Origin of the sequence: Streptomyces sp. NPDC015242, from assembly GCF_043079125.1 — a bacterium.
In the GTDB taxonomy this organism is placed as follows: domain Bacteria; phylum Actinomycetota; class Actinomycetes; order Streptomycetales; family Streptomycetaceae; genus Streptomyces.
This window is the reverse complement of sequence record NZ_JBIBUF010000005.1, coordinates 147,773-174,164: the sequence shown is the minus strand read 5'-3', so window position 1 is coordinate 174,164 and position 26,392 is coordinate 147,773. Positions and strand designations below refer to the sequence as shown.

Annotated in this window: 22 protein-coding genes; 13 read left to right on the top strand and 9 right to left on the bottom strand. The window is 73.6% G+C overall.

Going from position 1 to position 26,392, the window contains the following annotated elements:
• Positions 1-29 precede the first annotated feature (29 nt).
• Positions 30-1,445: a DNA-3-methyladenine glycosylase 2 family protein gene (locus ACF07N_RS18590; protein WP_392114013.1), complete on the top strand. Its 1,416-nt coding sequence runs from the start codon at positions 30-32 to the stop codon at positions 1,443-1,445.
• Positions 1,442-1,930: a methylated-DNA--[protein]-cysteine S-methyltransferase gene (locus ACF07N_RS18585; RefSeq protein ID WP_392114010.1), complete on the top strand. Its 489-nt coding sequence runs from the start codon at positions 1,442-1,444 to the stop codon at positions 1,928-1,930. The genes ACF07N_RS18590 and ACF07N_RS18585 overlap by 4 nt, the downstream gene beginning before the upstream one ends.
• A gap of 29 nt (positions 1,931-1,959) precedes the next feature.
• Here the strand turns inward: ACF07N_RS18585 and ACF07N_RS18580 are convergent, their stop codons facing one another.
• Positions 1,960-2,442 (bottom strand): DUF456 domain-containing protein, encoded by a 483-nt coding sequence (locus ACF07N_RS18580; protein ID WP_392114007.1) that lies wholly within the window; start codon positions 2,440-2,442, stop codon positions 1,960-1,962.
• A 1,236-nt stretch (positions 2,443-3,678) separates the two neighbouring features.
• Between ACF07N_RS18580 and ACF07N_RS18575 the strand changes: the two genes are divergently transcribed.
• The 3 genes from ACF07N_RS18575 (at position 3,679) to ACF07N_RS18565 (ending at position 7,649) form a co-directional block, all read left to right on the top strand.
• A complete protein-coding gene (locus ACF07N_RS18575; protein WP_392114004.1) occupies positions 3,679-4,776 on the top strand; it encodes a protein phosphatase 2C domain-containing protein in 1,098 nt (365 codons plus the stop codon).
• Between the two features lie 66 nt (positions 4,777-4,842).
• Positions 4,843-6,585 carry a pyruvate dehydrogenase gene (locus ACF07N_RS18570; RefSeq protein WP_392114001.1) on the top strand — a complete coding sequence of 581 codons (1,743 nt, stop codon included), beginning with the start codon at positions 4,843-4,845 and terminating at the stop codon, positions 6,583-6,585.
• A 98-nt stretch (positions 6,586-6,683) separates the two neighbouring features.
• Positions 6,684-7,649 (top strand): LysR family transcriptional regulator, encoded by a 966-nt coding sequence (locus ACF07N_RS18565; protein WP_392114826.1) that lies wholly within the window; start codon positions 6,684-6,686, stop codon positions 7,647-7,649.
• Positions 7,650-7,661: 12 nt separating this feature from the next.
• On the opposite strand, the gene ACF07N_RS18560 is transcribed toward ACF07N_RS18565, so the two are convergent.
• Positions 7,662-7,997, bottom strand: a complete 336-nt coding sequence (locus ACF07N_RS18560; RefSeq protein ID WP_392113998.1) for a peptidase inhibitor family I36 protein — start codon at positions 7,995-7,997, stop codon at positions 7,662-7,664.
• Between the two features lie 297 nt (positions 7,998-8,294).
• Positions 8,295-9,938, bottom strand: a complete 1,644-nt coding sequence (locus ACF07N_RS18555) for a helix-turn-helix domain-containing protein (RefSeq protein ID WP_392113995.1) — start codon at positions 9,936-9,938, stop codon at positions 8,295-8,297.
• 188 nt (positions 9,939-10,126) lie between these two features.
• Between ACF07N_RS18555 and ACF07N_RS18550 the strand changes: the two genes are divergently transcribed.
• Entirely contained in the window at positions 10,127-10,750 is a 624-nt protein-coding gene (locus ACF07N_RS18550) for a hypothetical protein (protein WP_383331198.1), read from the top strand.
• Between the two features lie 426 nt (positions 10,751-11,176).
• Positions 11,177-11,668 (top strand): ATP-binding protein, encoded by a 492-nt coding sequence (locus ACF07N_RS18545; protein WP_383331195.1) that lies wholly within the window; start codon positions 11,177-11,179, stop codon positions 11,666-11,668.
• Between the two features lie 57 nt (positions 11,669-11,725).
• Here the strand turns inward: ACF07N_RS18545 and ACF07N_RS18540 are convergent, their stop codons facing one another.
• Both ACF07N_RS18540 and ACF07N_RS18535 read right to left on the bottom strand, forming a co-directional pair.
• On the bottom strand, positions 11,726-12,766 hold the full coding sequence (locus ACF07N_RS18540; RefSeq protein WP_383331192.1) for a DUF2637 domain-containing protein: 1,041 nt from the start codon (positions 12,764-12,766) through the stop codon (positions 11,726-11,728).
• A 304-nt stretch (positions 12,767-13,070) separates the two neighbouring features.
• Complete coding sequence (locus ACF07N_RS18535; protein ID WP_392113990.1) at positions 13,071-13,922, bottom strand: (2Fe-2S)-binding protein; 852 nt, start codon at positions 13,920-13,922, stop codon at positions 13,071-13,073.
• A 176-nt stretch (positions 13,923-14,098) separates the two neighbouring features.
• Here ACF07N_RS18535 and ACF07N_RS18530 point away from each other — a divergent pair, with 176 nt between their 5' ends.
• Positions 14,099-14,908 carry a GntR family transcriptional regulator gene (locus tag ACF07N_RS18530; RefSeq protein WP_392113987.1) on the top strand — a complete coding sequence of 270 codons (810 nt, stop codon included), beginning with the start codon at positions 14,099-14,101 and terminating at the stop codon, positions 14,906-14,908.
• Positions 14,909-15,207: 299 nt separating this feature from the next.
• On the opposite strand, the gene ACF07N_RS18525 is transcribed toward ACF07N_RS18530, so the two are convergent.
• Together ACF07N_RS18525 and ACF07N_RS18520 are read right to left on the bottom strand one after the other, a co-directional pair.
• Positions 15,208-15,972: a hypothetical protein gene (locus tag ACF07N_RS18525; RefSeq protein WP_392113984.1), complete on the bottom strand. Its 765-nt coding sequence runs from the start codon at positions 15,970-15,972 to the stop codon at positions 15,208-15,210.
• A gap of 165 nt (positions 15,973-16,137) precedes the next feature.
• Positions 16,138-17,811, bottom strand: coding sequence for a PucR family transcriptional regulator (locus tag ACF07N_RS18520; RefSeq protein ID WP_392113981.1), 1,674 nt, complete (start codon positions 17,809-17,811; stop codon positions 16,138-16,140).
• Between the two features lie 379 nt (positions 17,812-18,190).
• Here ACF07N_RS18520 and ACF07N_RS18515 point away from each other — a divergent pair, with 379 nt between their 5' ends.
• The 5 genes from ACF07N_RS18515 (at position 18,191) to ACF07N_RS18495 (ending at position 24,917) form a co-directional block, all read left to right on the top strand.
• A complete protein-coding gene (locus ACF07N_RS18515; protein ID WP_392113978.1) occupies positions 18,191-19,081 on the top strand; it encodes an FAD binding domain-containing protein in 891 nt (296 codons plus the stop codon).
• Positions 19,081-19,662 (top strand): (2Fe-2S)-binding protein, encoded by a 582-nt coding sequence (locus ACF07N_RS18510; RefSeq protein ID WP_392113975.1) that lies wholly within the window; start codon positions 19,081-19,083, stop codon positions 19,660-19,662. The genes ACF07N_RS18515 and ACF07N_RS18510 overlap by 1 nt, the downstream gene beginning before the upstream one ends.
• A 2-nt stretch (positions 19,663-19,664) precedes the next feature.
• The gene (locus ACF07N_RS18505) at positions 19,665-22,052 is read left to right on the top strand and encodes a xanthine dehydrogenase family protein molybdopterin-binding subunit (protein WP_392113972.1); all 2,388 of its coding nucleotides are present in this window, start codon (positions 19,665-19,667) and stop codon (positions 22,050-22,052) included.
• A gap of 203 nt (positions 22,053-22,255) precedes the next feature.
• Positions 22,256-23,713 carry an NCS2 family permease gene (locus tag ACF07N_RS18500; RefSeq protein ID WP_392113969.1) on the top strand — a complete coding sequence of 486 codons (1,458 nt, stop codon included), beginning with the start codon at positions 22,256-22,258 and terminating at the stop codon, positions 23,711-23,713.
• 52 nt (positions 23,714-23,765) lie between these two features.
• Positions 23,766-24,917, top strand: coding sequence for an XdhC family protein (locus tag ACF07N_RS18495; RefSeq protein ID WP_392113966.1), 1,152 nt, complete (start codon positions 23,766-23,768; stop codon positions 24,915-24,917).
• 118 nt (positions 24,918-25,035) lie between these two features.
• Here the strand turns inward: ACF07N_RS18495 and ACF07N_RS18490 are convergent, their stop codons facing one another.
• On the bottom strand, positions 25,036-25,476 hold the full coding sequence (locus ACF07N_RS18490; protein WP_383331162.1) for an SRPBCC family protein: 441 nt from the start codon (positions 25,474-25,476) through the stop codon (positions 25,036-25,038).
• 83 nt (positions 25,477-25,559) lie between these two features.
• On the bottom strand, positions 25,560-26,348 hold the full coding sequence (locus tag ACF07N_RS18485) for a polysaccharide deacetylase family protein (protein WP_383331160.1): 789 nt from the start codon (positions 26,346-26,348) through the stop codon (positions 25,560-25,562).
• Between the last annotated feature and the right edge of the window lie 44 nt (positions 26,349-26,392).

The following is a 26,392-nucleotide window of genomic DNA, read 5'->3' as shown; positions in this document are numbered from 1 at the left end:
CGGCCGGGCCGACGGCGGAGACTGGACCCGTGAGCAACCACGCAACGGACGAGGACACCAGGTACGAGGCCGTGCGCAGCCGGGACGCCCGTTTCGACGGCGTGTTCTTCTTCGCCGTCGAGACGACCGGCATCTACTGCCGGCCCAGCTGCCCCGCGGTCACCCCGAAGCGGGCCAACGTACGGTTCTTCGCCACGGCCGCCGCCGCGCAGGGCGCGGGCTTCCGGGCCTGCCGGCGGTGCCGCCCGGACGCCGTACCCGGCTCCGCCGAGTGGAACGTCCGCGCGGACGCGGTCGGCCGCGCCGTGCGGCTGATCGCCGACGGCGTCGTCGACCGGGAGGGCGTCGCCGGGCTCGCGGCACGGCTCGGCTACAGCGCACGGCAGGTGCAGCGGCAGCTCACCGCCGAGCTCGGCGCCGGCCCGGTCGCCCTCGCCCGGGCCCAGCGGGCCCACACCGCGCGCCTGCTGGTGCAGACCACCGAGCTGCCGATCACGGAGATCGCGTTCGCTTCGGGCTTCTCCAGCGTGCGGCAGTTCAACGACACGATCCGCGCGATCTACGCCTCCACCCCGAGCCAGTTGCGCGCCGCCGCGCCGCGCGGCGGCCGGGCCCGGCGCACGGCCACCCCCGGCGCCGGGATCCCGCTGCGGCTCGCCCACCGCGGCCCCTACCAGGCCGGCCCCGTCTTCGACCTGCTGCAACACGAGGCCGTGCCCGGCATCGAGGAGGTGAGCGGCCCGCCCGGCGCGCGCACCTACCGGCGCACCCTGCGCCTGCCGTACGGCACCGGCATCGTCGCCGTCGGCGAACGTCCCGGCACCTCCCGCACCGGCACCGGCGCCCACCCGGGCGGCTGGCTCGACGCCCGGCTGCACCTGACCGACCCCCGCGACCTGACCACCGCCGTCCAGCGGCTGCGGCGGCTGTTCGACCTCGACGCCGACCCCTACGCCGTCGACGAGCGGCTCGGCGCCGACCCACGGCTCGCGCCCCTGGTCGCCGCCCGGCCCGGCCTGCGCTCACCCGGCGCCGCCGACCCGGAGGAACTCGCGGTGCGCGCGGTGGCCGGACGCACGGACGCGGAACGCCTCGTCCGCCGCTACGGCAAGGCCCTCGACGCGCCCTGCGGCAGCCTCACACACCTGTTCCCCGAGCCTGCCGTCCTCGCGGAGGCCGAACCCGGCGGCACGCTCGGGGCCCTCACCGCCGCCCTCGCCGACGGCGCCGTGCGCCTCGGCCCGGGCGCCGACCGGGACGGCGCGCACGACGCCCTGCTGGCCGTGCCCGGCCTGGACGCCCGGACCGTCGCCGAGATCCGCACCCGCGCCCTCGGCGACCCGGACGTCGCCCCGCCCGGCCCCGACATCCCCGGCACGTGGCGCCCCTGGCGCTCGTACGCCCTGAACCACCTGCGCGCAGCAGGGGAGTGGGAGCTTCGATGACCCATCCGGCCTACTGGACGAGCGTGCCCAGCCCCGTCGGGCCGCTTCTGCTCACCGCCGCCCCGACCGGCGAGCTGACCTCGCTGTCCGTGCCCGGGCAGAAGGGCGCACGCGTGGTGCGGGACGACTGGCGGCGGGACCCGGGACCCTTCCGCGCGGCACGGGAGCAACTGGCCGCGTACTTCGCCGGCGAACTGAAGGAGTTCCGGCTCGCCTGGCGCACCGAGGGCACCCCCTTCCGGGAGAAGGTGTGGGCCGCCCTGGACGACATCCCCTACGGCGCGACCGTGACGTACGGCGAGATCGCCCGGCGCATCGGCGCGCCCCGGGCGGCCGTGCGGGCCGTCGGCGGCGCGATCGGCGCCAATCCGCTGCTCGTGGTCCGCCCCTGCCACCGGGTCGTCGGTGCCGACGGCACGCTGACCGGATACGCGGGCGGCCTGGACCGCAAGGTGCGGCTGCTGACGCACGAGGGAGTGCTCTGACGTTCCCGCGGGAGGGCGTGCGCGGCCGCTCAGCCCCACAGGACCGCGCCGAGCCACGCCGCCGCGATCAGCTGGCAGGTGAACAGTTCGGCCAGGATGCCGGAGCCGCCCGAGCGCATGACCGTGCGCAGGGCGGACATCGCCTCGGCGCGGCGGCCCAGCCGGACCCGTTCGAAGAGGTAGACACCGGCCAGGAAGCCCGGGATCGCGCCCACGACGGGGACGACGACGAACCCGGCGGTGCAGCCGGCCCCGGCGCAGGCCAGCATGCGGCGGCTGGTGCGGTTCGCCCGCAGGCGCCGGGGCGGCAGCGCCCAGCGCACGGCCTGGGAGACGAGCATGAGCACCGTGGCCCCCACCAGCACCCACCAGGCCACGGGCCGCGGGTCCTTCAGCGCCCACCACAGGACCGCGGCCCACACGAACAGCGACCCCGGCATCGCGGGCAGCAGCACTCCGCACAGGCCGAGCAGGATGACCAGCCCGACCAGCAGGAGGTCCCACACTCCCATCTGACCAGACTGCCGGAACATCGCAGAAGGCGCAGGTCAGCAGCGTGACCGGGCCCCGGAGCCGCAGGTCAGCCGCCTCCCGGCCCGGGACGTCCGGTATCGCTCGGACGTTCTACGGCTCACTCGACGCGCCGGGTAGGGCGGGGTGGCGGGCCGGTTTTTTCCACAAGCCCCGTTTTCATCCGGCTCACGCGGTGGACAATTAGGGGCATGAGCCAGCAGGGGGGAAGGCCCACCGGTCACGAGGACGACTGGTGGGGGCAGTTGTACGACGACTCCACCGGCGACACGGGCCCCGCACCGGCCCCCGATTCCCTGGACGACCGCTTCGCCTCGGCGGCGGGGACGGTCGGGGGCCCGGGGGAGAGCGGATCCGCCGGGCCCGGCCGGAGACTCGGCTCGCAGGACGCCCCGCCGACCCGGTCCGCCGGGAGGCAGCCGGGGACGCCGACGCGGCCTGCCGGCCCGGAGCCGGTGGTGCCGCCGCGTGCCGCCGGGCCCGAGCCGGTGGTGCCCGCCCCCCGGTCCTCCGGAGCGGACGACGCACCGGACGGTCCGCGCCCCGGTGGCCGGACTCCGCAGCGGGCCCCCTGGGAACCGCCCCCCGCACGGGCCACGGGCCCCGTGACCTTCCCGACGGCGTCCCGTCCGCCGGGCCGCGCCGAGGCCGACCCCAGGAGACCACCACGCCCCACGGGCCCGCCGCCCCCACCCGCGGGTGGCGGTACCGCCCCGGCAGGCCCGGGCGGTACGGCTCCGGGCGCGCCGGCGGGGCCCCCCGCGGCGCCGGTCCCTCCCACCGGGAGGCCGGCCGGCCCGGTGAGCCCACCGGGCCGGGCCGGCGGTCCACCGCCCGGGGAGCCGGATGACGCCTCCGGGCCGTCGGCCCGGGCCCCGGGCACGCCCCTGGGCACCGCGCCCTCCGGGGACGGCACGCCCCCGGACGACCCCGGGAAGACGCGCAAGGCGGCGATCCCGGCCGCGCGGACACCTCCGGGCCCACCGCCCGTCCCACCCCTGCCCGCCGGCCCTCCCGGCCGGCGCGACCCCGGGCGGCCGTCCGGCACGTCCGCCGGCCCGCCCCGGGACGCCACGCCCCCGACGGCCGCCGGCTGGCTCGCCCCGCCGGTCCCGGCCGGCCCGCCGCCCACGCCACCGGCGGCCGCCGGTCCCACGTCCGCGTCCAGCGGGTCCCTCACCTCCTGGTCGGGGCCGCACCCGGACGAGGCGCCGCCCGTGTCTCCCGCCGCCTCCGGGCCGCCGTCCGTGCCTCCCGCCTCCGGTGAGCCGCTGCCCGGCCCGCCGCCCGGATTCGCCCCCGGGCCCGGCGGCTCCGGCCCGCGGATCGAGCCGCCCGAGTCCGTCCCCCGCGCCCGGGGCCACGTCGGTTCGCGGCCGCCGACCTACGACGCAGAACCCACCGCCCTCCCGCCGGCCGACCCGGACGACCTCGGTGACCTGGTCGCCGACACCGTGCTCGACGGGGCCCGCTACGGGGTCTGCACGCTGCGCGCGGCGTCCGTGCGCGGCGACTCCGCGCGGTACCGGGGCGAGCCGCGCCGGGACTCGCTGCTCACCGCCCGGTTCGGCACCGGCGAGCACGCCCTGCTGCTCGTGGCGATGGCGACCGGCGCCCGGACGGCACCCGGGGCGCACCGGGCCGCCGTCGAGGCCTGCCACTGGATCGGACGGGCCGTCGGGCGCAGCCACGCACGGCTCGTCGAGGACATAAGGGGCGGCCGGCGCGGCGACCTCAAGTCCGGTCTGCACCGTCTCACCGACCGCAGCCTCGGCAAGCTCCGTGCCAGCGCCGCCGAACAGGGCGTCGCCCCGGAGGAGTACGCGGCGGGCCTGCGCTGCCTGCTGCTGCCCGCCGACCCCGAGTGCCGTACCCGGGTGTTCTTCGGCGTCGGCCCTGGCGGCCTGTTCCGGCTGCGGGAGGGGGAGTGGCAGGACATCGAGCCGCAGGTCGCCGACGTCAGGGGCGAAGCGGTCGTGGGCTACGGCTCGCCGCCCTCCGAGACCCCCGAGGGCGACCGGCTCACCATGGACCTGGGCATCCCGACCCCGCCCAGCCCCTACGAACCCGCCCCGGAACCGCCCCGCGAACCCTTCCGCTTCCGCACCTCCGTCGCCCGCCCGGGTGACACGCTCCTGATGTGCAGCGCCGGCCTGGCCGACCCGCTGCGCGGCGAGCCCGAACTGGGCGAGTACCTCGCCGAGCGGTGGTCCCGGCCCGAACCGCCCGGCCTCGCCGCGTTCCTCGCCGACTCCCAAGTGCGGGTCAAGGGTTATGCAGACGACCGTACGGCGGCGGCCGTGTGGGAGGCGTGAGCGCCCGCCCTGTGACTTGATGGAACCCGGAGGGATCCCAGGAGACCGAAGGGGCAGACGAGAACCATGGCCAAACAGAACGTCGCGGAACAGTTCGTCGACATCCTGACCCGTGCCGGAGTGAAACGCCTCTACGGCGTCGTCGGCGACAGCCTCAACCCGATCGTCGACGCCGTCCGCCGCAACTCCGCCATCGACTGGATCCACGTCCGGCACGAGGAGACCGCCGCCTTCGCCGCCAGTGCCGAGGCCCAGATCACCGGCGGTCTCGCCGCCTGCGCCGGCTCCTGCGGCCCCGGCAACCTGCACCTCATCAACGGCCTCTACGACGCCCACCGCTCCATGGCCCCGGTCCTCGCGCTCGCCTCGCACATCCCCTCCAGCGAGATCGGTCTCGGCTACTTCCAGGAGACCCACCCCGACCGGCTGTTCGCCGAGTGCAGCCACTACAGCGAGATGATCTCCAGCCCGCAGCAGATGCCGCGGCTGCTGCAGACCGCCATCCAGAACGCCGTCGGGCGCGGCGGCGTCAGCGTCGTCACCCTGCCCGGGGACATCGCCGACCTGCCCGCCCCGGAGAAGACCGCCGAGACCGCACTCGTCACCTCCCGGCCCACGGTCCGCCCCGGCGACGCCGAGATCGACCGGCTCGTCGAGATGATCGACGAGGCCGGCAAGGTCACCCTCTTCTGCGGCAGCGGCACCGCGGGCGCGCACGCCGAGGTCATGGAGTTCGCCGGGAAGATCAAGTCACCGGTCGGGCACGCCCTGCGCGGCAAGGAGTGGATCCAGTACGACAACCCCTACGACGTCGGCATGAGCGGACTGCTCGGCTACGGCGCCGCCTACGAGGCCACCCACGAGTGCGACCTGCTGATCCTGCTGGGCACGGACTTCCCGTACAACGCGTTCCTCCCCGACGACGTCAAGATCGCCCAGATCGACGTCCGGCCCGAACACCTCGGCCGCCGCTCGAAACTGGACCTCGCGGTCTGGGGCGACGTGCGGGAGACGCTGCGCTGCCTGATCCCGCGCGTGCGGGAGAAGAAGAACCGCCGCTTCCTCGACCGGATGCTGAAGAAGCACGCCGACGCGCTGGAAGGCGTGGTGAAGGCGTACACCCGCAAGGTCGAGAAGCACACACCGATCCACCCCGAGTACGTGGCATCCGTGCTGGACGAAGTCGCCGCCGACGACGCCGTGTTCACCGTCGACACCGGCATGTGCAACGTCTGGGCCGCCCGCTACATCTCACCCAACGGCCGCCGCCGCGTCATCGGTTCCTTCTCCCACGGCTCGATGGCCAACGCCCTGCCCATGGCGATCGGCGCGCAGTTCACCGACCCGAAGCGGCAGGTCGTGTCGATGTCGGGCGACGGCGGCTTCTCCATGCTGATGGGCGACTTCCTGACGCTGGTGCAGTACGACCTCCCGGTCAAGGTCGTCCTCTTCAACAACTCCTCCCTCGGCATGGTCGAGTTGGAGATGCTGGTCGCCGGGCTGCCCTCGCACGGCACGGCCAACAAGAACCCCGACTTCGCGGCCGTCGCCCGCGCCTGCGGCGCCTACGGTGTGCGCGTCGAGAAGCCGAAGGACCTCGCCGGTGCCCTCAAGGACGCGTTCAAGCACAAGGGCCCGGCCCTCGTCGACGTCGTCACCGACCCCAACGCGCTGTCCATCCCGCCGAAGATCAAGGCGGAGATGGTGACCGGGTTCGCCCTGTCCGCGTCCAAGATCGTGCTGGACGGCGGGGTCGGCCGGATGCTGCAGATGGCCCGCTCCAACCTGCGCAATGTGCCCCGGCCCTGACACCTGACATCTGTCAGGACCGGCCCGGCCGGCATCCTCCTAGCCTGGTCCTCGCTTCGTCCCTGTCCCTTTCTTCTGGCTGGTTCGGTGTCGTGTCGATGGCTGCAGGTAATGAGGCTGAGCCCAGCATTCACCAATTACGTCTGTTCATCGTTCTCGGGGAAATGCGCCATTTCGGGCGCGCCGCCGCCTCTCTTTTCATCACCCAGTCCGCGTTGAGCCAGCAGATTCGTGGTCTGGAGAAACGCCTGGGGGTGCGCTTGTTCGAGCGCACCAACCGGATGGTCGATCTCACGGACGCCGGGCGGACACTGCTGCCCGCGGCCCGGGCGGCGGTCGACGCCATGGTCCAGGTGCGCCGCACCGCCGAGTCACAGGTGCGGCGCGTCTCGGGCCGGCTCGTCGTCGGCACCGTCGGGGCGGAGGCCGCCATGCCTCATACGCACGCCGTACTGCGGGCCCTGCAGGAGGCGGGCCATCCGCTGCTGACGGTGCACATGGTGACCCTGGACGCCTACCGGTTCGCCGCCGCCCTGCGGGACAAGGAGGTCGACGTGGTGTTCGTGCGACCTCCCGTGCCGGCGGGCATCGAACAACAGCATCTCGCCACGGAGCCCCGGGTGGCGTGTCTCCCGGCCGGTCATCCCCTGGCCGGGACGGCCGACGCCGCTCTCGCCCAGTTCGCCGGCCACCCCGTGGTCGACTGGCCCGGCCAGGTGCCGCGTGCCTGGAAGGAGTTCTGGTCCGTCGATCCCCGCCCTGACGGCAGCCCCGTGCGGTACGGGCCCGTCGTCACGGACATGGAGACGCTGCTGCACACCGTGGCCCGGGGGGAAGCCATGTCCTTCCTGCCGGCCGCGGCCCGCGACCTGTTTCCCCGTCCGGGCGTGCGCTACGTCGATGTCAGGGACCTGCCGCCCTCCACATCGGCCCTGGCCTGGCTCGCCGAGCGACGCGACGAGCCCGCCATCACGGCTGTCCGGCGAGCCGCCCGCACCGCCGCCCGCACCGCCGCCCGCACCGCCGCCCGGAGCGGCGGACTCCAGGAGGCGGGCGGCCGGTGAAGGGACGGTCCGTCAGACGCTCGACACCCGGTAGGCGCTGACCCACGCGCCGATGGCGTAGTAGCCGGAGCCGTCGATGACGATCGAGCCACCGGTGCAGTCGGCGTTGTCCCACAACTCCACCCGGGTGGTGGCGGTCGACGACTTGGCGGACCGGGTCTTGTCGTTCCAGTTGTCACCGACGTACTTGCACTCGCCCACCTCCCCGGTGAACGTCGTGTCCGGACCCGAGAAGTTGGTCCCGGTGTAGGCGCGCCAGCTGCCGCTCGCCTGGGTCTGGGCGACGGCGGGCTGGCTGGTGAGGGCGATTCCGGCCAGAGCCGCAACCGTGAGCATGGTCTTCCGCATGGGGGGCAAGACATCTCCTTCTTGATGACGCGGTGCCCGAATGAGGAACTGCGAAAGGGATGGGTTATCCGCCATCCGCCTTTCGCCAGTTCTTCCGGTGCCGTGCTCGAATGATTTCAGCCCGGGCGCACCGTTGTCAGTGGCCGTGATCAGACATCATTCCCTCCGGTTGATAAGTCTCCGTTTATGACCGCAGGTCACGGAAGCGGAGACGCCGCCGCGGTGGGTATTTCCGCCTCGGCGGGGTCGAGTATTCGCCAGCCGACTTGTTTTCTTTCTTGTGTCTTGTTTCGCTGTCTAGCGGTACGGCTTCCACTGGCGTGCCGAGGTGTCGTAGAGGTAGCGGGGCAGACCCGCGATGCCGCTGGTGCGGAACGGGCGGCCGCCGTCGTCGATGCGGACCGTGCCGCTGCGGCCCTGCGAGGACCAGTCCAGTTCCAGGTACCAGCGGCAGTCGCAGCCCCGCGTCCGGGCGTTGACGAGCAGCACCTCGGGGTCCCGCGCCGAGACGCGGTACGGCATGCTCACCGCCGGGATCGGCGTACCGGCGTCGCTCCCGGCGACCGCGCGGGCGATGGGGCGGTCCTTGTCCAGGTCCACGTCGAAGGACCGCGGGGTGATCGAACCGCCGCAGCCCTGGTCCATGGCGTAGGCGTTGCCCTGGACGGGTGCGGCCCGCCCGACCACGCGCACGCGCAGGGCGTCCAGCACGACGGCCGTGTCGCTGCGGCCCTGCACGGACAGCCGCACAAGCGTCTCGCCGCCGTGCACCGCGTTCTCGGACGCCGCCCACGCCCCGGCGTCCTGCGGGACCGGCGGTGGCGGGACCTGGGCCGGCGGCCTGGTGATCACGTAGTCGTGACCGCAGCCGAGCTTCCACGCCTGGGAGTCCGCGGACCAGGTGAGCGGTGCCGCCGGGGCCGTCCCGCTGCGCGGCGGGGCGGTGGTGCGGCCGGAGGGCGCGGGGCCGGGCTTCCCCTTTTCGTTCCCCTTCTCCCTCTCTTCCGTCTTCCCCTTCTCTTCCGGGTCCGCGGAGGGTGAGGAACCCTCGGGGGTGGGGGAGGCGCTCGGCGAGCGGGAGGCACCGCCCCGCTCGGATGCCCCCGCCCCCGGCGCTCCGGGTGTGACCGAACCCGTCGCGCGGGCGCGGTCGCCTGCGGCCGCGCGCCGCCCGTCCGGCAGTGCGGCCAGACTCCCGAGCGTCGCGAACACGGCGCAGGCGGCGGCCAGCCCGACCGCGAGACGCCTGCGGCGGTACCAGGGGCGACGGGGGAGGGCGCCCTCAGCGACCGGCCCTACGACCGGTTCCCCCACGACCGGTTCCCTCACGACCGGTTCGCCGACAGGTTCCCTCACGACCGGCTCCCCGGCGGCCGCCGCCGTTGCGTCGTCCTCCTCCTTCTCCGAGGCACCCGTGTCCCGAGCCGCGCCCGGTTCCTGCCCGTGCGCCGTGTCCGCGCTCTCTCCGCGCGCCGTGTCCGCGCCCTGTGCCGCGCCCGCGCTGTGCGGGGCGCTTCCCGCGTGCGCCGCGCGCCCGTTCTCTGGTGTGCTCGGCGCGTTCGCGGCGTCCTCGCTTCCGTTCGCGCCCTCTCCGCGCGCCGGGTCCGCTTCCTCCGCCGAGCGGTCCGCGGCCGCGCCCCGCGGGCGCTGACGGGCCGCCACCGCGAGAAGCCAGTGGCGGTGGAGGTCCAGGCGTTCGTCGGGCGAGGCCCCGCACAGTGCAGCGAACCGTTCCACCGGGGCGAAGTCCACGGGGACCGCCTCGCCCGCGCAGTAGCGGTGCAGCGTCGAGGTGTTCATGGCCAGGCGGCGGGCCAGCGAACCGTAGCTGCGGTCCGTGCGCTCCTTCAGTGCCCTCAGCAGCGCCGCGAACCGCGCGACGTCGTCCTGTTCCGCCACCGTGCCCCCGTCTCCTTGGTGCGAACCGGCCGGGGACGGCATCCCAGGCACTCATGTACCTGCACGTCAGAGGGGCTGGGATGGTTCCACCCCGGTGGATCGGGCGCCGGCTGTTGCGTCCGCCCGCTGTGACCGCTGATGCTTCTGGTGTCGCCGCCGACCGGGCCCGAGCCGACCGCCGGGCGTCGCGGCGACCTCACATCCACGCACCACATCACGGGGGGACACCCATGCCCATGCGCATCCGCACCAGCGTGCTCACCGCACTCACCGCCGCCGCCCTCGCGGCCGGCGCGGTCCTCACGGCACCGGCCGCCGGCGCCGCGCCGAAGGCCGCCGCACCCAAGTTCCTGTCGGCGTCCCAGCTGCCGCCGCACCCGACGTCGTCCTGGACGGCCGGGCCCGTCACCGAAGGGTTCCCGGAGGCCCTCGGCTTCTGCGTGAGCACCGAGGGCGTGCCCTCCTACGACTACCGGCACCGGGAGTTCCGGACCGACCTGGACACCGGCGCCGTGCAGCTGACCGTCGTGGCGGACACGCCCGCCCTGGCCAAGGCTCTGGCGAAGCACTACGACGACCTGATCCGCACCTGTGCGGACCGCATCGAGAAGGCCGACCCGGACATCGAGGCCGAGGGCCGCGACTACGGCTCGCTGCCCGTCGAGGAAGGCGCCCGCGTCCGGGGCCTGCACACCGAGACCTCCTGGGGCGCCACCGACATCGACCTGCTGTCCGTCGGGCGGGACGGCAGGACCGTCACCGTCGTGCAGTGGGGACAGCTGGGCGACTTCGACGACGCGCCCGTGGCCGCCTTCAAGAAGACGACGACCACCGCCGTCAACAAGCTCTACTGACGGGCGCGCACCGGTTGAGCCGGGGCCGTCCTCCCGCCACGGGGGTGGGGAGGACGGTCCCGTACCGGTCGGTGCCCCGGAATAACCGTCGTACTTCGGCCAACTTCGGCGGACCGGCGAGCACGGGGCCGTGGCGCCCCGGCCCTCCGCCGCGTACGCAACCGTCGGCAGCCGGCCGTCGGCCCATCGTCCGATCCCGGGCGGTCAGCCTCCGTCCGGGGCCCTGAACCGGCTGCCCTCTTGTCCCCCGATCCGCCCCGGCCGCACCGCCCCGCGCCCCTCCGGCCGCGCATCCGGCCGCCCGTGGGTGGCCGAACACCCGGTCGTTGACGATGCGACATGACTGCCGCGTGCCCGAACGGGCATGGATCCCCGTGAACGTGTTCGAGCAGGAGGGGAACCGACATCGGCGCGCGGGCGGGGGTCATGGAGAGGCAGGCACGAGGAGGCGGTCCCATAACGATCGGGGCCTTCTCGGCGGAAACGGCGGAGGACGGGACCGACGACGTCACGGAGCGGGCGCCGGCGCCTCAGCTGAGGCGCAGACTGGGAAGGGCGGACCTGCGAGCCGTGCCGGAAGCCCGCAGGGCCCTGCGGGAGTTGCTCGGGCAATGGGGGAGGCCGGGACGGCCGGACATCTCCGACGTGGCGGAGCTGCTCACCAGCGAGCTCGTCACCAACGCGATCGTCCACACGGACCACGACGCGGTCCTGACGGCCACCGTGGGCCCGCGCGGACTGCACGTGGAGGTACGGGACTTCGTGGCCCGCAGGCCACGGTTGCGCATGCCGGCCGCCGACGAGGGCACGAACGGCAGGGGCCTGTTCCTCGTGCAGTCCCTCGCGGACGCCTGGGGGGTCCGCCCGCACGGCGTGGGCAAGGCCGTCTGGTTCGAGCTGGAGGCCGAGGCGGCGTGACGGCCGAAGGGGCGCGGCCCGCAGGCCACGCCCCCTCGCCGTACCGGTGCGGCTCGGTCAGCCGAACTGCTGCTCCAGATCCTTGAGCTTGCGCTCCAGCGAGTCGAGGCGCGGCAGTGCCATGGTGTCGTCCTCCGCGGTGAGGTCGACGGTCACCGGCTCACTCCCTTTGCGCACGGGCTGCAGGGAGGGACGCGAGCGTACGGGCAGTTCCGGCCCGGATATGGCAGGCTCCGCGGTGACCTGCGAGGAGCCGCGCTCCACCTGCACCTCGAGCTCCCGGCCGCCGCCGCGGCCCAGGAGGTGGCCGCGGTGGCCGCGGCTGATCGCCTTCAGCTGGGCCCGCTCCACGCGCTGCTGGTCGCGGCGCCGCTGCCGTTCGGCGTCCTTCTTGCGCTTGTCCTCGCGCACCTCGTCGACCGCCTCGTCCAGGCTGCGCACACCCTCCAGCAGCATCAGCGACCAGGCCTTGTAGGTCTCCCGGGGCGCCCGCAGCCAGCGCACGATGCGGATCTGCGGCAGCGGCCGGGGCACCAAGCCCTGCTCGCGCAGCGCGGCCCGGCGGGTCTGCTTCAGCGCGCGGTCGAACAGGACCGCGGCGGAGAGGGACATGCCGGCGAAGAAGTGGGGGGCGCCGTCGTGTCCGACGCCCCGGGGCGCGTGCACCCAGTTGAACCAGGCGGCGGCCAGCGCGAACGTCCAGACCAGTATCCGGGAACCGAGCGCCGCGTCACCGTGGCTGGCCTCGCGCACCGCGAGCACGGAGCAGAACATCGCCGCGCCGTCCAGGCCGAACGGGACGAGGTACTGCCAGCCGCCGGTCAGGCCGAGGTTCTGCTCGCCGAAGCCGACCAGGCCGTGGAAGGAGAGCGCGGCGGCGACGGCCGCGCAGCAGAACAGCAGGACATAGGAAACAGTGCCGTAGATCGCTTCCTTGCGTCTGCGGCGTTCCTCGCTGCGCTCCCAGGAATCGTCCGCGCTCGTGTCCTTGACCGAGGAGCGCTTGCCGCGCGCGAGCACCGCCACCGCCGCCAGCATGCCCAGGAGAAGCACGGCGCCCGGAAGCAGCCAGTTCAGCGATATGTCGGTCAGTCTCATGTGGGTGGTCCCTTGCATGGGGATAGGGCGTAACGCCCGCCATAGTGGCCCAATCCCACCGGCCCTCAGGGGGTTTCGGGGCAAGAGGCCGCCAAGGAAGTGCAAGGGGATGCCCAGGGCGGCGTTCTGCTCGAACTGCCGCTTGAGGGGCGGGAGTTGAGTTCGAACAAGACTACCCGTACGAGTGGTTCTCCGGAAAGTTCCCGTGACGCGTGAGGGAGTTGTGAATCGCCTGTGGGCGTGCGGGTGCCCGGTTCCGTGATGATCCTACGGGACGCGGGCCGGTGCGTTGTCCGACGGTGCGTCAACTGGCCGTGGCGAGCAGCTTGCTGACCCGGTCCGTGTCGCAGGTGCGGGGGCAGGTGGCGCAGGTGTCCTCGGGGCGCAGCGTGTAGAACATGCAGCAGCTCGCGCGGTCCCGGGTGCGCAGCGGCTCGCCGCCGGGGCCGGTCAGTTCGCGGAACGCCGCCGTGCCGACGTACGGCTTGGTCGCGCCGGGCAGCAGCAGCTCCAGTTCACGCATGGCGCGCCGCTCCTCGAGCTCGCCGAACAACTGGCCGACGTACCACAGGCCCTCGACGATCTCGTCGGTCGCCATGCCCCACAGGGCCCGGCCGCGGCGCCGCATCCGGGGGCCGAAACCGGTCAGGACCGGCTCCAGGTGCTCGGCGACCGCCGAGCGCACCTCGGCACGCAGGGCCTCCTCGTCCGGGACGACCCGGGCGCCGGGCAGCGCGGCGGCCTCGTCGCCGGGCAGGCAGGCGAAACCGGCCGGGCGGACGGCCAGGTGGCCGAGGGCGTGGGCCGGGTCGGTGCGGTCGTACGAGACGTGCGTCACGGGGTAGCGGGGGACACGGCGCTGCAGGAACCACGGCACGGTGATCAGCAGGCAGGCGGGCCAGGCGTAGCGGTGCAGGCCGAAGCTGGCGACGACGTCGGGGCGGGCCTGCCGGTCGTAGTCCCGCCGGATCTGGGCCTCGTCCCAGGCGAGGTAGGCGTCGAGGCCGGACCCGGCCGCGGCGAGGCCGGCGGCGGTGACCCAGCCGCCGCCGTGCGGGGCCGGCTGCTCCGGGGCGAGTTCGGTGACGGTGAGTCCCGGGAGGACCTCGGCCAGGCGGGCGTAGGCGCCGGAGACGGCCGAACGGGTCGCGGGCATGTGATCACCGATCCATGTGTGTAGACGGTCCCGTGAGGACAAGTCCTGAAGGTAAGCCTTACCTTACCGAAGATCGCCGGGATTTGAACTGGGGGCCGGTGCGCTTATCGTGCTTGACGGGCGAGTAACAACCCGCCGTAATGACCCCAAGTACCGATACGTCCGGAGGAGGACCCGTGAAGCAGGGTGCGCAGGGCTCCGCCGGGACGGGGGTTCCGCAGATCCGCGCGGAGGCTCAGCGGGTCCCGGGGCAGGCGGCCGGGCAGGCCGGGGTGGTGCGGCAGGCCGGGGCCGTGCGCGGGGAGCACACGCACTCCGAGCCCCCGGCGCCGCCTGTCACCCGGGGGCGGCCGGTGGTGCAGCGCTCCTCGGTGCGGGGGCAGATCCTCGACGCGCTGCGGGCCGCGCTGGTGGCGGGTGACCTGCGGCCCGGGGAGGTGTACTCCGCGCCGGTGCTGGGGGAGCGCTTCGGGGTGTCGGCGACGCCGGTGCGCGAGGCGATGCAGCAGCTGGCGCTGGAGGGCGCGGTCGAGGTGGTGCCGAACCGCGGCTTCCGGGTCGTCGAGCGGGGAACGCGGGACCTGGCGGAGCTGGCCGAGGTCCGGGCGCTGATCGAGGTGCCCGTGATGCTGCGGCTGGCCCGGACGGTGCCCGCCGAGCGGTGGGCCGAACTGCGCCCGCTGGCCGAGGCGACGGTGCGCGCGGCGTCCTCGGGCTGCCGGGCGACCTACGCGGAGTCGGACCGTCACTTCCACCGGGCGGTGCTGTCCCTGTCCGGGAACCGGCAGCTGGTCCGGATCGCGGAGGACCTGCACCGCAGGGCGCAGTGGCCGCTGGTCGGGGGCGGGCCCGGAGTCCGGGGGCGCGCGGACCTGGTGGCGGACGCGCACGAGCACACGGCGCTGCTGGACGCGCTGATCGCGCGGGACCTGGACGTGGTGCGGGCACTGGTGGGGGAGCACTTCGCGGGGGCGGCCGCGGGGTAGCGCCTGACGGTGGGGTCGCTGTGGGGTGGCGCCTGACGGTGGAGTGGCTGTGGGGTGGCGCCTGGCGGTGGGGTGCCTTCGGGGTAGCGCCTGACGGTGGGGTAGCGCCTGGCGGTGGGGTGCGGGTCGGGGCCGTGCCGGGGGTGTCCGTCCCCGGAACGGCGCGACGGGGTTGCGTGCCGACTGACTGTCCGTTGACGCGCCAACCGCTGCGGGCGGACACCCCCGGCACGGCCCCTTCCGCGCGCCGGCGGGTGCGGGTGCGCCCAGCCGCGGGCCTGCGTGCCGCGGGGTGCCCCTCAGGCCGTGGCCGCCGGAGGCGCCGGTGAGAGACGGCGTGCCAGCCATGTCGGCACGCCCCCGAGCAGCCGGTACAGCCGCCGAGCCTCCTCCCGCAGCCGGGACGCCTCCGGTTCCGTCTCCGTGTCGGCCAGGGACACCAGCGCCGGGGCCGTGCCCACCAGGTAGCCCAGTTCCTCGCGGATGCGCAGGGACTCGGCGAAGCCGTGCCGGGCCTCCGCCAGCTCGCCCTCGCGCAGGGCCAGTCCGGCGAGGTGGCGCCACGTGAAGGAGAGCAGCAGCGGGTCGGCGTGGGCCGTGGCGCCCGCGTGGGCGCGGCGGTACGCGGCCCGCGCGGCCTGGGGCGCGCTCGTCAGGTTCTCCGCCAGCAGGCCCCGGCGGAAGTCCAGCAGGGCCCGCTGCGGAACCCCCGGAGGGATCAGCGCCGCCGCCCGGCCCAGCGCGGCCCGCGCCTCGTCGGCCCGGTCCCGCACCGCCAGCAGGGTCGCCGCGTAGGCCAAGTACCCGCGTTCACAAGCGGCCGCGCCCCGCTCGTCGTCGCTGTGGGCCAGCGCCTCGGCCGTGCGCAGCGCGTCCTCGGCCTCCTCCCAGCCCTCCTCGGTGTACAGACACCGTTCGACCAGGAGCGCCGCGCGTTGCAGCGCCGCCGCCGGGGTGGCGGGCAGCAGCAGCGCGGCCGCGTCGCCCCAGCACCCGCGGGAGCGCAGCCGCCATACCGCGGTCTGGAGGGGATCGTCACCGGCGGTCGTTCCGTTACCAGACATGGCGGTATGCGCCACGTTGCCCTCCCCGAGCACGCCATCGAGCTGTTGAGTGGTGGCGGCATCTCAGCACGAATCGCGGGGCCGGGCCAAGAGGGTGGGTGAAGGATTTCACAAAGTCGTGGGACTGGGGGGCGTCCCGGGTTTGGGACGGGACACCCCCGTCTTTCAGCTCATCCGCAGCGCCAGGAAGAAGTCCAGCTTGTCCTCGAGCCGCGACAGGTCACGGCTCGTCAACTGCTCGATCCGGCCCACCCGGTAGCGCAGCGTGTTGACGTGCAGGTGCAGACGCGTGGCGCAGCGGGTCCAGGAGCCGTCGCAGTCGAGGAAGGCCTCCAGTGTCGGGATCAGCTCGGCACGGTGGCGTTGGTCGTAGTCGCGCAGCGGGTCCAGCAGACGGGCCGTGAAGGCGCGGCGGACGTCGTCCGGGACGAACGGCAGCAGCAGGACGTGGGAGGCCAGTTCCTGGTGGCCGGCCGCGCAGACCCGGCCCGGGCGGGCCGCCGCGACGCGCCGGGCGTGGCGGGCCTCCTCCAGCGCGCCGCGCAACCCCTCCGCGGAATGCACGGCCGCGCTGACACCGAGGGTGAGGCGGCCGTCGTCGTCCAGGCCGGCCGAGAGGGGGGATCGGACGGCTTGCAGGAGCGCGTCCGCGAGGACGCCGCTCTCCGAGCCGTCGTGCTCGGCGGAGACGGCGGGGAGGGGGACCAGGGCTACGGCCTCGTCGCCGGTGTGGGCCACCGCGATGCGGTCGGAGTGCTCCGGGCCGGACGACTGGGGGTCGACGAGGATCTCCTCCAGCAGGGCCTGCGCGACCGGGCCGGTCTCGGCCCCGGCGCCGTCCCAGTCGACCCGGGCGACGACGACCTGCCAGTGCGGCGCGGCGCCCAGCCCGGGCAGCAGCACCGGAGCGGCCACGCGCAGGCGGGCGGCGATCTCGGCGGGGGCCGCGCCCGTCTGGACCAGCTCCAGCACCTCCTGGGCGAGACGGCGGCGGACCGTACGGGCGGCGTCCCGGCGGTCCCGCTCGACGGCGATCAGCTGCGTGACGCCGTGCAGCAGGTCCAGGCGCTCCTCGGCCCAGTCACCGGCGTCCGCCTCGACCGCCAGCAGCCAGTCGGACAGCACGGTCTCCCGGACGTCCCGGGCGCCCTGCGGGGCACGGCCCGTCGAGCGGACCGGGAAGAGCGAGTAGGTGGTGGAGCCGAGGATGACGCGGTGGGGGCCGCGGCGGCCGGTGCGGGTGGCGGACAGGTGCTCCGCCGCGAGGCGCGCGCAGGCCTCGGCGGGCAGGGCCGGGCCCGCGGCCTTCGAGCCCGCGATGAGGCGGCCGGTCGGGGACAGGACCCAGGCCCGCAGGTCGAGGTCCGAGCCGAGCAGATCCAGGACCACGTCCGGGCCGCCGCCCGCCGGGCCCGAGGTCATCATCCGGCGGTGCCGGTCCACCACCGCCGCGAGGTCGCCGGCCCGTTCGCCGGAGACCTGCCGCACGACGTGCTCGGTGATCGTCGCGAAGGCCACCGACTCGTGCACCGCGAACAGCGGCAGGCGGTGACGGGCACAGGCCACGACCAGGTCCTCCGGCACGTCGCCCAGCTCGGCCTCGCCCGCGGCCAGGGCCGCCACCCCGGCCTGCACCAGGATGCGCACGAACGGTTCGGAGTCGGCGGCGTCCCGGCGCCAGGCCAGCCCCGTGAGCACCAGCTCGCCGCCCGAGAGGTAGCGGCTCGGGTCACGCAGGTCGGTGGTCATCACGCCGCGCACGGCGCGGTCCAGCTCGTCCTCGCCGCCGAGCAGCTTGAGGCCCAGCGCGTCCGTGTCCAGCAGTGCGCGCAGCCGCATTCTCGTCGCCGCCGTTCCTTGTCTCGAAATCTATGGTGGATCTTGGTGGGGGTACGGAGGGGCCGCCCGTTCGGCGGGCTGGTGAGCGGCGCTCGCCGTCCCCGCACCGGGTCCCGGTCTGTGTCCCAGGTCACGCGGTCCTGTCGCGCGTTTCCACAGGAGAACGAGGAGGTTTCCGATGGCCTCCGTTCATACGAATCTACAAGATGCCTCTTCTGGCCAGCCAACTCCTTCATGGTTTCCGTGACTGACCCCGTCGGAGTACCGCGCTGTGTACTGAGGCCACTACGCGTTAACAGCACATGAACGAGCCGGGACCGCCGCACACGGATTGGCTCAATCTGAACGCCCCACGAGAAGACGAAGAAGAGAGCCGGTCATGGACTTCCTTCGCCCCGCCAGCTGGGAGGAGGCGCTCGCCGCGAAAGCCGAGCACCCCACCGCTGTGCCGATTGCGGGTGGCACCGACGTGATGGTCGAGATCAACTTCGACCATCGCCGGCCCGAGTACCTCATGGACCTGAACCGCGTCGGCGACCTCTCCGAGTGGGAGGTCGGCGAGGAGAGCGTGCGGCTCGGTGCCTCCGTGCCCTACACGAGGATCATGGAGAACCTGCGCACCGAGCTGCCGGGGCTCGCTCTCGCCTCGCACACGGTCGCCTCCCCGCAGATCCGCAACCGCGGCGGCGTCGGCGGCAACCTCGGCACCGCCTCCCCGGCCGGCGACGCCCACCCCGCCCTGCTCGCCGCGGGCGCCGAGGTGGAGGTCGAGTCGGTGCGCGGGTCGCGCCGCATCCCGATCGACGCGTTCTACACGGGCGTGAAGCGCAACGCGCTCCAGCCCGACGAGCTGATCCGCGCCGTGCACATCAAGAAGGCCGACGGACCCCAGCAGTTCTCCAAGGTAGGCACCCGCAACGCCATGGTCATCGCCGTGTGCGCCTTCGGGCTCGCCCTGCACCCCGCGACCCGCACCGTGCGCACCGGCATCGGCTCGGCGGCCCCGACGCCCGTACGGGCCAAGGCCGCCGAGGAGTTCCTCAACGCCGCGCTGGAGGAAGGCGGCTTCTGGGACAACGGCAAGATCATCACCCCGTCGGTCGCCAAGCAGTTCGCGGACCTGTGCTCCGCCGCCTGCAACCCGATCGACGACGTCCGGGGCACGGCGAGCTACCGCCGGCACGCGGTCGGCGTCATGGCCCGCCGCACGCTGACCTGGACCTGGGAGTCCTACCGCGGCGCCCGCCGCGCCTCGGAGGGAGCTGCGTAATGCGCGTCAACTTCACGGTCAACGGCCGTCCGCAGGAAGCCGACGACGTGTGGGAGGGCGAGTCCCTGCTGTACGTGCTCCGGGAGCGGCTCGGACTGCCCGGTTCCAAGAACGCCTGCGAGCAGGGCGAGTGCGGCTCGTGCACGGTCCGCCTGGACGGCGTGCCGGTGTGCTCGTGCCTGGTCGCCGCCGGGCAGGTGGAGGGCCGCGAGGTCGTCACCGTCGAGGGCCTCGCCGAGTACGCCAGGCAGCGCGCCGAGGGCGGCTGCGCCTCCGGGGCGTGCGGCACCGGGCTGCAGGACGCCCAGGCGTGGCAGGCCAGGGGCACCGACTCGCAGACCGGCGAGGGCACCGAACTCTCCCCGATCCAGCAGGCGTTCATCGACGCCGGCGCCGTCCAGTGCGGCTTCTGCACGCCCGGTCTGCTGGTCGCCGCCGACGAGATGCTGGAGCGCAACCCCAACCCCAGCGACGCGGACATCCGCGAGGCCCTCTCGGGCAACCTGTGCCGCTGCACCGGCTACGAGAAGATCATGGACGCGGTCCGCCTGGCGGCCGCCCGGCAGGGAGAGGCGGTCTGAGCATGTCTTCCCCCAGCGGAACCCCCACCAAGATCACCCAGGGCTCGCAGACCAAGGGCGGCATCGGCGAGTCCACGCTCCGCCCGGACGGCACCCTCAAGGTCACCGGCGAGTTCGCGTACTCCTCCGACATGTGGCACGAGGACATGCTGTGGGGCCAGATCCTGCGCTCCACGGTCGCGCACGCCGAGATCGTCTCCATCGACACCGGGGAGGCGCTGGCCACGCCGGGCGTGTACGCCGTGCTGACGTACGACGACCTGCCGACCGACGTGAAGAACTACGGCCTGGAGATCCAGGACACCCCGGTCCTCGCCCACGGCAAGGTCCGCCACCACGGAGAGCCGGTCGCCCTGGTCGCCGCCGACCACCCGGAGACCGCGCGCCGCGCCGCGGCGAAGATCAAGGTGGAGTACAAGGAGCTGCCCGTCGTCACCGACGAGGCCTCCGCGACCGCCCCGGACGCGATCCTCGTCCACGAGAACCGCGACGACCACCACAGCGGTCACGTCCCGCACCCGAACATCGTGCACCGCCAGCCGATCGTGCGCGGCGACGTGCGGGAGGCACGCGAGCGGGCCGACGTGATCGTCGAGGGCGAGTACACCTTCGGCATGCAGGACCAGGCCTTCCTCGGCCCCGAGTCCGGGCTCGCCGTGCCGGAGGAGGACGGCGGCGTGCACCTCTACATCGCCACCCAGTGGCTGCACAGCGACCTGCGGCAGATCGCGCCCGTGCTGGGCCTGCCCGAGGACAAGGTGCGCATGACGCTGTCCGGCGTCGGCGGCGCGTTCGGCGGCCGCGAGGACCTGTCCATGCAAATCCACGCCTGCCTGCTGGCGCTGCGCACCGGCAAGCCCGTGAAGATCGTCTACAACCGCTTCGAGTCCTTCTTCGGGCACGTCCACCGCCACCCCGCGAAGCTGTACTACGAGCACGGCGCCACTAAGGACGGCAAGCTCACCCACATGAAGTGCCGGATCGTCCTGGACGGCGGCGCCTACGCGTCGGCCTCCCCGGCGGTCGTCGGCAACGCCTCCTCCCTGTCCGTCGGCCCCTACGTGATCGACGACGTGGACATCGAGGCGATCGCCCTCTACACCAACAACCCGCCCTGCGGCGCCATGCGCGGCTTCGGCGCGGTCCAGGCCTGCTTCGCCTACGAGGCGCAGATGGACAAGCTCGCGGCGCGGCTCGGCATGGACCCGGTCGAGTTCCGGCAGCTCAACGCCATGGAGCAGGGCACCCTGATGCCGACGGGCCAGCCCGTCGACTCCCCGGCCCCGGTCGCCGAACTGCTGCGCCGCGTCAAGGCGATGCCGATGCCGCCGGAGCGCCAGTGGGAGTCCAGCGAGGGCGCCGACGTACGGCAGCTGCCGGGCGGCCTGTCCAACACCACGCACGGCGAGGGCGTCGTCCGCGGGGTCGGCTACGCCGTCGGCATCAAGAACGTCGGCTTCTCCGAGGGCTTCGACGACTACTCCACCGCCAAGGTCCGCATGGAGGTCGTGGGCGGCGAACCCGTCGCCACCGTCCACACGGCCATGGCGGAGGTCGGCCAGGGCGGCGTCACCGTCCACGCGCAGATCGCCCGCACCGAACTCGGCGTCACGCAGGTGACCATCCACCCGGCCGACACCCAGGTCGGCAGCGCCGGTTCGACGTCGGCCTCGCGGCAGACGTACGTCACCGGCGGCGCCGTGAAGAACGCCTGCGAACTCGTCCGGGAGAAGGTCCTGGAGATCGGCCGCCGCAAGTTCGGCTCCTACCACCCGGCCTGGGCCACGGCCGAGCTGCTCCTGGAGGGCGGCAAGGTCGTCATCGACGCCGGCGAGGTCCTCGGCGACCTGGCAGACGTCCTGGAGGGCGAGGTCGTGGAGGTCGAGGAGGAGTGGCGGCACCGGCCGACCGAAGCCTTCGACCTGCGCACCGGCCAGGGCAACGGGCACGTGCAGTACTCCTTCGCCGCGCACCGGGCCGTCGTCGAGGTGGACACCGAACTCGGCCTGGTGAAGGTGATCGAGCTGGCCTGCGCCCAGGACGTCGGCAAGGCGCTCAACCCGCTCTCCGTCGTCGGCCAGATCCAGGGCGGCACGACCCAGGGCCTGGGCGTGGCGGTCATGGAGGAGATCGTCGTCGACCCGAAGACGGCGAAGGTCAAGAACCCCTCCTTCACCGACTACCTGATCCCCACCATCCTCGACACGCCGACCATCCCGGTCGACGTGCTCGAACTCGCCGACGACCACGCCCCGTACGGGCTGCGGGGCATCGGCGAGGCCCCCACCCTGTCGTCCACCCCGGCCGTGCTCGCGGCGATCCGCGCGGCGACCGGGCTGGAGCTGAACAGGACGCCGGTCCGCCCCGAGCACCTGACCGGCACCGCGTGAGAGCTCTCCGGGCGGCGCACCGGAACGTCACACTTCCGCGCCGCCCGGAGGACCGGGCACCGCACCGCTCGCGGTCCCCGGTGACCGACTGATCGTTCGTCTCGGGCCGTCCCCCGGGTCGTGCGGCCGAAGCACCTTCCCAAATCCCGCACGTCGACCCGACGAGCCGCGGGTGCCCCTGTGAACCTTGGGAGTAGGCCCACATGACCCAGCAGTCAGTAGAGCCGAGGACCACAGCCGACGACGCGGGCGAAGGCACCCGCGTCCCGGCCGGACGGTCCTGGCTCGACCGGTACTTCCACATATCCCACCGAGGGTCCACCGTCGCCCGCGAAGTGCGCGGCGGCGTCACGACCTTCATGGCGATGGCGTACATCCTCCTGCTCAACCCCGTGATCCTGTCCGGCAGGGACGCGGCCGGGGACACGCTCGCCCAGCAGCCCCTGATCACCGCGACCGCGTTCGCGGCGGCCCTCACCACCCTGCTGATGGGCCTCGTCGGCAAGGTGCCGCTCGCCCTCGCCGCCGGCCTGTCCGTCTCCGGGGTTCTCGCCTCCCAGGTCGCGCCCGAGATGACCTGGCCGCAGGCGATGGGCATGTGCGTGATGTACGGCGTCGTCATCATGCTGCTGGTCGTCACCGGCCTGCGCGAGATGATCATGAACGCGATCCCGCTCGCGCTCAAGCACGGCATCACCATGGGCATCGGCCTGTTCATCGCCCTCATCGGCTTCTACAAGTCCGGCTTCGTGCACCAGGGCGAGGCCACCCCCGTCACGCTCGGCCCGGCGGGCGAACTCGCCGGCTGGCCGGTCCTGCTCTTCGCCGGCACCCTGCTGCTGATCTTCATGCTCCAGGCCCGGCACATCCCGGGCGCCATCCTCATCGGCATCGTCGGCGGCACTGTCGTCGCCGCGATCCTGAACGCCGCCGGCGTCATCGACCCCGAGCAGTGGGCGGCCGGCGCCCCCGAACTGCACGGCAGCGCCGTGTCCATGCCCGACTTCTCGCTCTTCGGCGACGTCGAGTTCGGCGGCTGGGGCCAGGTCGGCGCGATGACCGTCGGCATGATCGTCTTCACCCTGGTGCTCGCCGGGTTCTTCGACGCCATGGCGACCATCATCGGCGTCGGCACCGAGGCGAAGCTCGCCGACGACAAGGGCCGGATGCCGGGCCTGTCCAAGGCGCTGTTCATCGACGGCGCGGGCGGCGCGATCGGCGGTGTGTCGGGCGGCTCCGGCCAGACGGTGTTCATCGAGTCGGCGACCGGGGTCGGCGAGGGTGCCCGCACCGGCCTCGCCTCGGTCGTCACCGGGCTGTTCTTCGCGGCCTGCCTGTTCTTCACCCCGCTCACCGCGATCGTGCCGCAGGAGGTGGCGTCCGCCGCCCTCGTCGTCATCGGCGCGATGATGCTGATGAACGCCCGGCACGTCGACTGGGCCGACCGCGCCACCGCCATCCCGGTGTTCCTCACGGTCGTGCTGATGCCGTTCACCTACACCATCACCACCGGTGTCGCCGCGGGCGTCATCTCCTACGTCGCCATCAAGACCGCCCAGGGCAAGTGGCGCGAGATCGGCACCTTCATGTGGATCCTCACCGCGGTGTTCCTCGTCTACTTCGCTCTCAACCCCATCGAGAGCTGGCTGGGCGTGCACTGACGCCCTCCGCAGCACCCTCCAGGACGCCACGACCTCAAGGAGACCGAGACAGATGCTGGACATCGCCGAGGAGCTGAACCGGTGGGTCGAGCAGGGCCGTGACTTCGCCGTCGCCACCGTGGTGGCCGTCGGCGGCAGCGCGCCCCGGCAGCCCGGCGCCGCGCTCGCGGTGGACACCGAGGGCACGGCCGTCGGCTCGGTCTCCGGCGGGTGCGTGGAGGGTGCGGTCTACGAGCTGTGCGAACAGGCGCTGCGGGACGGCGAGAGCGTCCTGGAGCGCTTCGGCTACAGCGACGACGACGCCTTCGCCGTGGGCCTGACCTGCGGCGGCGTCATCGACATCCTGGTCACCCCGGTACGGTCCGGCGATCCGGTCCGGCCGGTGGTGCGGGCCGCGCTCGCCGCCGCCGCGCGCGGGGAGGCGGCGGCGGTGGCGCGGATCGTGTCGGGCCCGGGCGACCTGACCGGCCGCGCCCTGCTGGTCCGCCCCGACGGCTCCCGGCACGGCGGCTTCGGCGCCCACCCGGAACTGGACCGCACGGTCGCGGCCGAGGCGCGCGCCTTCCTGGACGCCGGGCGCACCGGCACCCTGGAGATCGGGGAGGGGGGCTCCCGCTGCGGAGCGCCGCTCACGGTCCTGGTCGAGTCCTCCGTCCCCGCGCCGCGCATGATCGTGTTCGGCGCCATCGACTTCGCCTCCGCCCTGGTCCGCGTCGGCAAGTTCCTCGGCTACCACGTCACGGTGTGCGACGCCCGCCCCGTCTTCGCGACCCGCGCGCGCTTTCCCGAGGCCGACGAGATCGTCGTCGACTGGCCCCACCGCTACCTGGAACGCACGGACGTCGACGCCCGCACGGTGCTGTGCGTGCTGACCCACGACGCCAAGTTCGACGTGCCCCTGCTGAGGCTGGCGCTGCGGCTGCCGGTGGCGTACGTCGGCGCCATGGGCTCCCGGCGCACCCACCTGGACCGCAACGCCCGCCTGCGTGAAGTCGGCGTCACGGAGCTGGAGTTGAGCCGCCTGCACTCGCCGATCGGCCTCGACCTCGGCGCCCGTACCCCCGAGGAGACGGCCCTGTCGATCGCGGCGGAGATCGTCGCCGGGCGGCGCGGCGGCAGCGGAATGCCGCTGACGGGCGCGCACACGCCGATCCACCACGAGCCGGGGCCCGGCACGGTGGGGCGGATCGGCTCGGTGGCCTGAGCCCCCCACCGGTCGGCGGGCCGCCGCCTGCAGCAGCGAGAACGGCTCCGCGCCCGGCGGCGGGGTGACCGGGAGCAGGGCAGGACCGGGCCGTCCCGGACGACGGTCCCGCCCCGGGTCACGGACGGCGGAGCAGCTGGTTCAGCGCCCGGCCGAACACGTACCGCGACGAACGGCGCACCACGCCGTCGAAGAGCGGCGGCAGGAAGCGCAGGCGGATCTCCTCCCGCCACACCACGCGGGTGCGCCCGCCCGGGCCCGGCCGCACCTCCAGTTCCGCCCAGCCGAGGACCACGCGCCCGCGCTTCTCCAGCCGGCACCTCCCCGGGCCCCCGTCCACGGGTGGCTGCCAGAGGGTGACCTCCATGGGGTCGTCGAAGGCGAACGGCCCGACGCCCGAGCGGGCCACGACGCGCGTGCCCTGCCGCGTCGGGCCGTCCGGGTCCACCCGGACCACCGTCAGCGGCACGACGTCACCGTGCCGGTGCCACGCCGTGATCCGGCGCCACGCCTCGTCGAGGGGGAGCGGGGCCGTGCGCTGGAGCTCGATGTTCGCCACGCCACGATCGTAGGCAACCCGCCCCGCCCACCGACCCGGCCGCGGCCCCGTTCACCCGTCGGGTCCAGCCCCCGGCCGGACCGTCACCGGTACACGGCCCCCGGCTCCGCCCTCCCCGGCGCCAGCAGCTGCGGCACCGTCACGAAGACATAGCCCCGTTCCTTCAGCGCGTCGACGATCCCGGGCACGGCCGGCACCGTGCCGTCGTAGATGTCGTGCAGCAGGATGATCCCGTCCCGGGACGCCTGCTCCAGGACGCGGCGGCCGATGAGGTCCGAGTCGGTGGTCGTGTAGTCCTTCGCCGTCACGGTCCACAGCACCTCCGACAGGCCGAGGTCGCGGCAGATCTCGTGCACGGTGTCGTTCGTGCGGCCCTGCGGCGGGCGCATCAGGGTGGGGCGGCGGCCGGTGAGGCGCTCTATCTCCCGGTTCGGCCGCTCCAGTTCCTCACGTATCCGCTCGGGCGCCAGATCGGTCAGGATCTTGTGGTCCCAGGTGTGGCTGGCCACCTCGTGGCCCTCGCCGGCCATCCGCCGCACCAGCTCGGGGTACTTCTCGATGTGCCGCTCGCCCAGCAGGAAGAAGGTCGCCGGGACCTGCTTCTCCTTCAGGATGTCCAGCAGCCGCGCCGAGTGCTCGCTCGGCCCGGCGTCGAAGGTGAGCGCGATGCACTTCGCCTTGCGGCAGTCGACGGTGCCGAACCGGGCCGCCGGGGCGCCGGCGGCCGGCTCGGCGCGGACGGCGCTGGGGGCGGTCGTGTCGAGGCCCGAGCAGCCGCTCAGGGCGAGGGTGAGGGCGGCGGCCGCCGCGAGCGTTCCGATCGTCCGGAACGCGGTCCCCGTTTTCTTCATCTTCTTGGTCGGAGAAGGCATGCCGGGACTATACACAGCGTGTATACGTGTGGTTCATAGTTTTC

What these genes read in the sequence shown, in the direction of transcription:
- ACF07N_RS18585 (WP_392114010.1), top strand. Translation starts at nt 1,442, where the DNA reads ATGACCCATCCGGCCTACTGGACGAGCGTGCCCAGCCCCGTCGGGCCG.
- ACF07N_RS18580 (WP_392114007.1), bottom strand. Translation starts at nt 2,442, where the DNA reads ATGGGAGTGTGGGACCTCCTGCTGGTCGGGCTGGTCATCCTGCTCGGC.
- ACF07N_RS18570 (WP_392114001.1), top strand. Translation starts at nt 4,843, where the DNA reads ATGGCCAAACAGAACGTCGCGGAACAGTTCGTCGACATCCTGACCCGT.
- ACF07N_RS18565 (WP_392114826.1), top strand. Translation starts at nt 6,684, where the DNA reads ATGGCTGCAGGTAATGAGGCTGAGCCCAGCATTCACCAATTACGTCTG.
- ACF07N_RS18560 (WP_392113998.1), bottom strand. Translation starts at nt 7,997, where the DNA reads ATGCGGAAGACCATGCTCACGGTTGCGGCTCTGGCCGGAATCGCCCTC.
- ACF07N_RS18555 (WP_392113995.1), bottom strand. Translation starts at nt 9,938, where the DNA reads ATGCCGTCCCCGGCCGGTTCGCACCAAGGAGACGGGGGCACGGTGGCG.
- ACF07N_RS18550 (WP_383331198.1), top strand. Translation starts at nt 10,127, where the DNA reads ATGCCCATGCGCATCCGCACCAGCGTGCTCACCGCACTCACCGCCGCC.
- ACF07N_RS18545 (WP_383331195.1), top strand. Translation starts at nt 11,177, where the DNA reads ATGGAGAGGCAGGCACGAGGAGGCGGTCCCATAACGATCGGGGCCTTC.
- ACF07N_RS18540 (WP_383331192.1), bottom strand. Translation starts at nt 12,766, where the DNA reads ATGAGACTGACCGACATATCGCTGAACTGGCTGCTTCCGGGCGCCGTG.
- ACF07N_RS18535 (WP_392113990.1), bottom strand. Translation starts at nt 13,922, where the DNA reads ATGCCCGCGACCCGTTCGGCCGTCTCCGGCGCCTACGCCCGCCTGGCC.
- ACF07N_RS18525 (WP_392113984.1), bottom strand. Translation starts at nt 15,972, where the DNA reads ATGTCTGGTAACGGAACGACCGCCGGTGACGATCCCCTCCAGACCGCG.
- ACF07N_RS18520 (WP_392113981.1), bottom strand. Translation starts at nt 17,811, where the DNA reads ATGCGGCTGCGCGCACTGCTGGACACGGACGCGCTGGGCCTCAAGCTG.
- ACF07N_RS18515 (WP_392113978.1), top strand. Translation starts at nt 18,191, where the DNA reads ATGGACTTCCTTCGCCCCGCCAGCTGGGAGGAGGCGCTCGCCGCGAAA.
- ACF07N_RS18510 (WP_392113975.1), top strand. Translation starts at nt 19,081, where the DNA reads ATGCGCGTCAACTTCACGGTCAACGGCCGTCCGCAGGAAGCCGACGAC.
- ACF07N_RS18505 (WP_392113972.1), top strand. Translation starts at nt 19,665, where the DNA reads ATGTCTTCCCCCAGCGGAACCCCCACCAAGATCACCCAGGGCTCGCAG.
- ACF07N_RS18500 (WP_392113969.1), top strand. Translation starts at nt 22,256, where the DNA reads ATGACCCAGCAGTCAGTAGAGCCGAGGACCACAGCCGACGACGCGGGC.
- ACF07N_RS18495 (WP_392113966.1), top strand. Translation starts at nt 23,766, where the DNA reads ATGCTGGACATCGCCGAGGAGCTGAACCGGTGGGTCGAGCAGGGCCGT.
- ACF07N_RS18485 (WP_383331160.1), bottom strand. Translation starts at nt 26,348, where the DNA reads ATGCCTTCTCCGACCAAGAAGATGAAGAAAACGGGGACCGCGTTCCGG.